Source organism: Microbacterium sp. UBA3394, assembly GCF_002358725.1.
In the GTDB taxonomy this organism is placed as follows: domain Bacteria; phylum Actinomycetota; class Actinomycetes; order Actinomycetales; family Microbacteriaceae; genus Microbacterium; species Microbacterium luteum.
Genome location: NZ_DEPK01000266.1, coordinates 1 through 7371, shown reverse-complemented (window position 1 = coordinate 7371; position 7371 = coordinate 1). Strand labels below are relative to the sequence as shown.

General features: G+C 70.2%; 7 protein-coding genes and 1 pseudogene. 2 read left to right on the top strand and 6 right to left on the bottom strand.

Going from position 1 to position 7371, the window contains the following annotated elements; genetic code table 11:
• Nucleotides 1-1335 (bottom strand): deoxyguanosinetriphosphate triphosphohydrolase (locus tag B4E30_RS15585; protein WP_414683223.1); only part of this gene is annotated, 1335 nt, incomplete at its 3' end.
• Nucleotides 1325-2491: a tRNA dihydrouridine synthase DusB gene (gene dusB / locus B4E30_RS15580; RefSeq protein WP_071045822.1), complete on the bottom strand. Its 1167-nt coding sequence runs from the start codon at nucleotides 2489-2491 to the stop codon at nucleotides 1325-1327. The genes B4E30_RS15585 and dusB, both read right to left, overlap by 11 nt.
• A 57-nt stretch (nucleotides 2492-2548) precedes the next feature.
• Between dusB and B4E30_RS15575 the strand changes: the two genes are divergently transcribed.
• Nucleotides 2549-3046, top strand: a complete 498-nt coding sequence (locus tag B4E30_RS15575; RefSeq protein WP_071045820.1) for a glutathione peroxidase — start codon at nucleotides 2549-2551, stop codon at nucleotides 3044-3046.
• Nucleotides 3047-3063: 17 nt separating this feature from the next.
• Here B4E30_RS15575 and B4E30_RS15570 read toward each other — a convergent pair whose 3' ends face one another.
• From B4E30_RS15570 to B4E30_RS15555, 4 genes are all read right to left on the bottom strand, one after another.
• Entirely contained in the window at nucleotides 3064-3741 is a 678-nt protein-coding gene (locus B4E30_RS15570) for a DsbA family oxidoreductase (protein WP_286796114.1), read from the bottom strand.
• Between the two features lie 45 nt (nucleotides 3742-3786).
• Nucleotides 3787-4596 carry an isoprenyl transferase gene (locus B4E30_RS15565; RefSeq protein WP_286796112.1) on the bottom strand — a complete coding sequence of 270 codons (810 nt, stop codon included), beginning with the start codon at nucleotides 4594-4596 and terminating at the stop codon, nucleotides 3787-3789.
• Nucleotides 4593-5321, bottom strand: a complete 729-nt coding sequence (gene recO, locus B4E30_RS15560) for a DNA repair protein RecO (protein WP_071045814.1) — start codon at nucleotides 5319-5321, stop codon at nucleotides 4593-4595. Before recO ends, B4E30_RS15565 begins: the two co-directional genes overlap by 4 nt.
• A gap of 78 nt (nucleotides 5322-5399) precedes the next feature.
• Nucleotides 5400-6752 (bottom strand): hypothetical protein, encoded by a 1353-nt coding sequence (locus tag B4E30_RS15555; RefSeq protein ID WP_286796110.1) that lies wholly within the window; start codon nucleotides 6750-6752, stop codon nucleotides 5400-5402.
• A gap of 92 nt (nucleotides 6753-6844) precedes the next feature.
• Here B4E30_RS15555 and B4E30_RS15550 point away from each other — a divergent pair.
• A pseudogene (locus tag B4E30_RS15550) lies at nucleotides 6845-7371 on the top strand (molybdopterin-binding protein); the annotation flags it as partial.

The following is a 7371-nucleotide window of genomic DNA, read 5'->3' as shown; positions in this document are numbered from 1 at the left end:
AGCCCCCGACGGCCGCGGCTCGCTATAGCGCGGAGCCCAGACACCGAGCGAGGCGGCGTCGATCTCGCCGACCAGCCGGCCGTGCCAGGCGATCGCGACCTGGTCGGTGAGGCTCGCCACCTGATCGACCACGACGCGACGGCGGGAGTCATCGTCGTCCGCGGCGTCGAAGTCGTCGGCGTACTGGGGATCGAGCGCCTGAGGCGAGTCCCAGAGCGCCGACGCCAAACGCTTCAACACGCGTCGCTGCTCCTTGTAGAGCTCCCTGCGCCCGTCGATCGAGACCACCGTGGCACCGATGATCCCCTTCAGCACGGCCATTTCGGCCTCGATCACCCGAGGCACCACCACGTGCGCGCGGTAGCGCGTGAGAACGGGGCCGGCATACGCCTCCCGCGTCGCGGTCGTCGCGGCGCGGGCGAAGCGGCCGATGAGGTCGGAGGTGAGGTTCTTCAGACGGGCGAGGTCGGCCCGGCGGGCGGAGAATCCACCGATCCACTCCGGCAGCCGCATCAGCCGGAACAGGGCATCGGCGAGTTCATCTCGGGCGAAGTCGTATCCCACCCATGACTGGATGGCCGTCAGCAGCGCCTCGTGCTCGGAGGTGTCGGAGAGCCGCCGCGGATCGAGGTAGCCGTTGACGACGGCGTCTTCGAAGTCGTGGACGGAGTAGGCGATGTCATCCGAGAGGTCCATCACCTCGGCCTCGATGCAGCGCACCCTGCCGGGAGCACCGGCGCGCATCCAGTGGAAGACCGGCTCGTCGTCGGGATACACCCCGAACTTCAGCCGCCCACCGGGGTCGGGCAGGGGATGCTCCGCCGTCCAGGGATACTTGCACGTGGCGTCCAGGCTCGCACGCGTGAGATTCAGGCCGTGGCTCTGGCCGTCGGGTCCGAGCACCTTGGGCTCGAGGCGGGAGAGGATGCGCAGCGTCTGCGCGTTGCCCTCGAATCCGCCGACGCCTTCTGCCCAGTCGTTCAGCGCTCGTTCGCCGTTGTGTCCGAACGGCGGATGGCCGAGGTCGTGGCTGAGGCAGGCCGTGTCGACGACGTCGGGCGACAGGTGCAGCGCGGTCGCGAGTTCGCGGCCGACCTGTGCCACCTCGAGCGAGTGCGTCAGACGGTTTCGCGCGAAATCGGCCGGGGAAGCCGGGCTCAGCACCTGGGTCTTCGCGGCGAGCCGGCGAAGCGCGGCCGAGTGGAGCACGCGTGCGCGATCGCGGGCGAATCCGTCACGGTGAGAGCGGTGCTGCTCGGCGTGGAAACGCGCGGCGTCGTCATCGTCGTACCCGGCCGGGCGCTCCGACCGCATCGCGTCGTCGTCACCCGCCACTGTGATCCAGCTCCGCTTCGGCCATCGCGCCGGACGCGTCCGCGGCGAGCTCACGCGAGTGGAGCCATCCCTCGGGAAGCGCCGGCCGCTTGGGACTGCCCGCTCGCCCGCGCTGCCCCTCTGCGGCGGCACCCGGGTACGGCGCGGACAGGTCGAGCTCTCCGATCAGGTCGTCGATCTCCGCGAGGCTGGAGACCGTCGCGAAGCGGGCACGCAGATCACCGCCGACCGGATACCCCTTGAAGTACCACGCCACGTGCTTGCGGATGTCACGGCACCCGCGGCTCTCGTCGTCGAAGAACTCGATCAGCAGCTCGGCGTGGCGGCGGAAGGCGTCGGCGACGAAGGCGAGCGTCGCATCGACGGGCGGCGCAGCCGTTCCGGGCCCACCGAGCCGCCGGGCGAGGTCGCCGAACAGCCACGGTCGGCCGAGGCATCCCCGACCCACCACGACGCCGTCGCAACCGGTCTCGCGCATCATGCGCGCGGCGTCGTCCGCCGACCAGATGTCGCCGTTGCCGAGAACCGGCACACTCGTGACGGCCTCCTTGAGGGCGGCGATCGCAGACCAGTCCGCGCTGCCCGAGTAGAACTCCGACGCGGTACGGGCGTGCAGGGCGACGGCGGCGACACCGGCGTCTTCGGCGATCCGGCCCGCGTCGAGGTAGGTGAGATGGTCCGCGTCGATGCCTTTGCGCATCTTCACCGTCAGGGGCACGTGCTCGGCGGCGCGCGCGGCTCGCGTCACGATGTCGCGGAAGAGCCCGGTCTTCCACGGCAGTGCCGCCCCACCCCCCTTGCGCGTGACCTTCGGGACGGGACACCCGAAGTTGAGGTCGATGTGATCAGCCCGGTCCTCCGCCACGAGGAGTCGCACGGCGTTCTCGACGGTAGACGGATCCACGCCATAGAGCTGGATGGAACGCGGCGTCTCGGACTCGTGGTGGGTGATGAGGCGCATCGTGGTGGCGTTCCGCTCAACCAGCGCACGAGACGTGATCATCTCGCTGACGTACAGACCCGCGCCGTACTCGCGACACAGCCGCCGGAAGGCGGTGTTGGTGATGCCGGCCATGGGGGCGAGCACGACCGGCGCATCCAGGGCGATCGGCCCGATGCGCAGGGCGCGTGCAGGCGCGGTGACGGTGGTGTTCATCCGGACCATTCTCCCAGACGCGGACCCCACGCGCGGGCGCCGCCGTACCCTGGGGATATGACCGCTGCCTCCGCTGTGCGAGACATCCCCTTCACCACTGCCGACGGCGACGAGGCGACCCTCGCGTCGTACGGCGACGGCGTCGCTCTCGTCGTCAATGTCGCCTCCAAGTGCGGTCTGGCTCCCCAATACGAGCAGCTCGAGCAGCTGCAGCGCACCTACGGCGATCGCGGGCTGACGGTCGTCGGCTTCCCGTGCAATCAGTTCCTGGGACAGGAGCCCGGCTCGATGGAGCAGATCCTCGACTACTGCGCCACCACGTGGGGCGTGAGCTTCCCCGTGAACGACAAGATCAAGGTGAACGGCCGCGGCGCCGCGCCTCTCTATGCGGCGCTGAAGTCGGCGAAGGACGGCAACGGCAAGGCGGGGGCGGTGAAGTGGAACTTCGAGAAGTTCCTCGTCACACCGGATGGAAGCGTGCACCGCTTCCGCCCCACCACCTCACCCGACGACCCGGAGATCCTGCGGCTGATCGAGCAGCATCTGACCTCCTGACGGCAACCCGCGGGTTCTCAGGCCGGATCGACGACGACCTCCGCCGTCCGCTCGCTCGCGATCCGATCCAGGATCTGTCCGAAGGCCTCCGGCGGCTGTGCGCCGCTGACGCCGTAGGCACCGTCGATGACGAAGAAGGGCACCCCGGTGATGCCGTAGGCGCTCGCCTGCGCCTGATCCGCTCGAACCGCCTCGAGGTAGACCTCGTGCTCGAGCGCGTGTCGCACCTCCTCCGCATCGAGACCGACCTCCGCCGCGAGGGCCACCAGCTCGTCGTCACGGCCGAGGTGACGACCCTCGGTGAAGTAGGCGGCCATCAGTCGCTCGCTCATCTCGTGCTGACGCCCGCGCTCCTTGGCCATGTGAAGCAGCTGGTGAGCCTTCACGGTGTTGGTGTGACGCAGCAGATCGAAGCGGTACTCGAGGCCGGCGTCGGCGGCCACACCGCTGACACGATCGAGCATCTGTTGAGCGGACGCCGCGTCGACGCCCTTGTGCGCGGCCAGATACTCCGCTTCTCCGCCGTCGAAGTCGACGGGCGTCTCCGGCGCCAGTTCGAAGGAGTGGAAGGTGACACGCACGTCGGGGACGCCCTCGCCGCGAGAGGCGATCGCCTTCTCGAGGTTCCGCTTTCCGATGTAGCACCAGGGGCAGGCGATGTCCGACCAGACGTCGATCGCGATGGCATCCGTCATGCCGGAGGCAACATCCTCACGCGCTGCCGTATTCCGTCGCGGCCATCAGACGGCCTCGTCCGGCGTGTCGACGGCGGCCCCGAATCGTCGCTCCCGGCCGAGGTACAGGTCGATCGCCCGCCACAGATCCTTCCTGCCGAAGTCGGGCCAGAGGGTGTCGAGGAAGACGAACTCCGCGTACGCGCTCTCCCACAGCAGGAAGTTGGAGGTGCGCTGCTCACCGCTGGAACGCACGAAGAGGTCGACGTCGGGCATGTCCGCCTGGTACAGCCGTCGCGCGATCAGCTTCTCGGACACGGCGCGAGGCTTCAGTCGACCCGCCGCGACATCGTCGGCGATGCCGCGCATCGCGTCGACGAGCTCGACGCGCCCGCCGTAGTTGACGCACATGGTCAGCGTGAGCACATCGTTGTCCGCGGTGAGCCGCTCGGCGTACTGCAGCTCCGAAACGACCGAGGACCACAGGCGGGGCTTGCGTCCGGCCCACCGCACGCGCACGCCCCACTCGTTGAGCTGATCACGACGACGGTGCAGCACGTCGCGGTTGAATCCCATGAGGAAGCGGACTTCGTCGGGAGATCGCGACCAGTTCTCCGTTGAGAACGCGTACACCGACAGGTGGCGGACGCCCGCCTGGATGGCGCCGGCGACGACGTCCAGCAGCGCCGCCTCGCCCGCCTTGTGTCCTTCCACGCGCGTGAGGCCGCGCCGATTGGCCCACCGCCCGTTCCCGTCCATGACGATGGCCACGTGGGAGGGCACGGCGCCCGGCGGGAACGCGGGCGGGTACTGGCCCGTCCAGTCGACGGGACGGTAGGGGACGGCGTCGCGATGAGTGTACGGCTTGGGGCTCACGGGCGGCTTTCGACGTGGGACAGGGATCGGATGCCGCGCTCGAGGTGCCACTGGGCGTAGGCGGCGATGAGCCCGGACGCAGCGGTCGTGGCGGCGGCGGGGGCGGCGTCGACGGCGACCCAGTCTCCGCGGATGAGCGCACCGAGGTGGGAGACGGCTACCGGATGCACCCGCGCGGCCCCGGTCGGCGCACAGGCGGCGCACACCATGCCGCCGGACTGCGCGACGAAGGCGTCGTGCGGACCCGGGGCGCCGCATCGGGCGCATTCTTCGAGTCCGGGCGCCCATCCCGACAACGCCATCGCCCGCAGCAGGTAGGAGTCGAGGATATGTCGGGCGGAGTGCTCGCGCATCGAGAGCGCCCGGAGTCCCCCGACCAGGAGCAGGTACTGCTGCGGGGTCGCCTCGGCTTCGTTCAGCCGGTCTGCCGCCTCGACCATCGCACTCGCCGACGTGTAGCTGTCGTAGTCGACGACGATGTCCGCCCCGTAGGAGCCGAGCGATTCAGCCTGCTGCACGATGTCGAGCGAACGGCCCTGGTAGAGCTGCACGTCTGCGACCATGAAGGGCTCCAGGCGCGATCCGAATCGCGATGACGTGCGCCGGACACCCTTGGCCACCGCGCGCACTTTGCCGTGGCGGCGGCTGAGCAGGGTGACGATGCGGTCCGCTTCTCCCAGTTTGTGGGTGCGCAGGACCACGACCTCGTCGCGATAGGTGGGCACTCCTCGATTATCCCGCGGTGCGCGCCGACGGGCCGCGGACGGCGCGCGGACAGGTCGTGAAGAGACGGGGCCCGCGGCTCACCACACCGTGTAGAGCAGGTGCTGCACCAGCAGCGCCCACACGAGTTGAGCAGCCAGGAGGCGTCGCCGCCACGGGGCCGGCACGAAGGCGAACGCGATGGTGAGCCACGGCACGAACGGCAGCCAGATCCGTTCCACCTCGGCCTTGCTCATCCCCGACAGATCGGCCAGCAGCACCATGAGGGCGCCGGCCACGATGAGCCACCGCACCGCTGATCGGCGGCGCGCCTCGGGGGAGACGGCCGTCGCCGCGATCGCACCGCCCACCGCCGGGCCCGCGCAGATCGCGAGGGCCGCGAGATTGCCCCAGACCCAATACGCGTACGGCCGCTCGGAGGCGATGCCGTCGGCGTACCTCGCGGCGAGCACGGGATACGCCTCCCACAGGGCGAATCCGCCCGCCGCGAAGCCGAGCACGACGGCGGATGCGGTCGCTGCCGCGATCGGGAGCAGCACCCAGCGCCGCGTCGCGATGAGCACCGCCAGAGCGAGGATGCCGAGCAGCAGCATCCCGTACGACATCATGACGGTCGCGCCCAGCACGATCCCGGCGACCGCCGCCCAGGCGATCATCGCGGCCGTTCGGGGGCGCGATGCGGCGACGGCGAGTGATGCGATGCCCCACGCACCGACCGTTGCGATCACGGCGTCGGCCGAGACGGCGAGGAACACGGCGGCCGGTGTGAAGACGAGGAAGGGCGCCGCCCTCCGCGCCACGGCCTCCGCGCCGAGGGCGCGCAGCGTCGTGAGCACCGCGGCCGGCAGCGTGGCGGCGACGAGGCTCACCACGATGCCGGCGGTGAAGTCGGAGCCGAGTCCGAGTCGCACCAGAGCGACGAAGAACAGAAGCATCCCCGGTGGGTGCCCGGCGACGTGGGTGACCCAGTTGTCGTCGGCGGCGTAGGGGATGCGCGAGACATACGTCGTCAGCAGCACGCCGATGTCGTCGACCTCGCGCGCGGTGCGCAGGTACTCGTACGGGTTCCCCAGCACACGGGAGATCCCCGTCGGACCGTCCACGAACGCGAGCGCGAGCATCCAGGTGGCCGCCGCGACGGCGGACGACGCGAGCAGCGCCCGCCACGAGAGGGTGAGCGCCCAGCGGTCTCCGAAACGCCACGCCAGGACGGCGATGAGCACCGCCGCAGCGGTGGCTGCGCCCACGTGCGGCACCCACAGACCATGAAGCGGAGCGATCGCGCGATCATCCGCGGAGCGCGCCGCGCGCGTGGCGACATCCCACCCCGTCACGACGGGCACCACCACGGCCGCGGCGATCAGGGCGAGGGCGACTCCGCTTCCGATCACCGTCGCGCGACGGCGGATCGTGGCGGTTCGGACAGAGGGCATGCTCCGAGACTAAGCACTCCCCCACCGTGCCCAGACCGCGCCGTCCGCGGTTCGTAAGGTGCATCTCCGCTGGCCCGTGCTTGGCTGAAGGCATGATAGGACTCACGGCGAGGGCCTCGGCGCGTCTCGAACGCGCCGTCGACGCGATGCGCGCCCGCACGTCGACCCCGCCGCGTCGCACGCGGACCACGGTGGTGCTGGGGCGCGCGCTCGGCGTGCTCGTGCTCGTGTGCTTCCTGACAGGCCTCTACAGCCACGTGCTGCAGAGCCCTCCCGCCTGGTTCCCGCTGTCCCCTCGCCCCCTCGGGCTGTACCGGGTGACCCAGGGGGCCCACGTGCTCGCCGGACTCGCGATGATCCCGGTCCTGCTCGGCAAGCTGTGGGCGGTGTACCCCCGGCTGTTCACGTGGCCGCCGGTCACCGGCCCCCTCTCCCTCCTCGAGCGCGCATCCATCGGCCTGCTCGTGGGCTCGGCACTGGTCGAGGTCACGATCGGCGTCATGAACATCGCGCAGTGGTACGCGTTCGACTTCTCGTTCCGGCGCGTGCACTTCGTGCTCGCCTGGCTTCTCGTGGGAAGCGTCGTGCTCCACGTCGCGGTCAAGCTGCCCCTCATCGT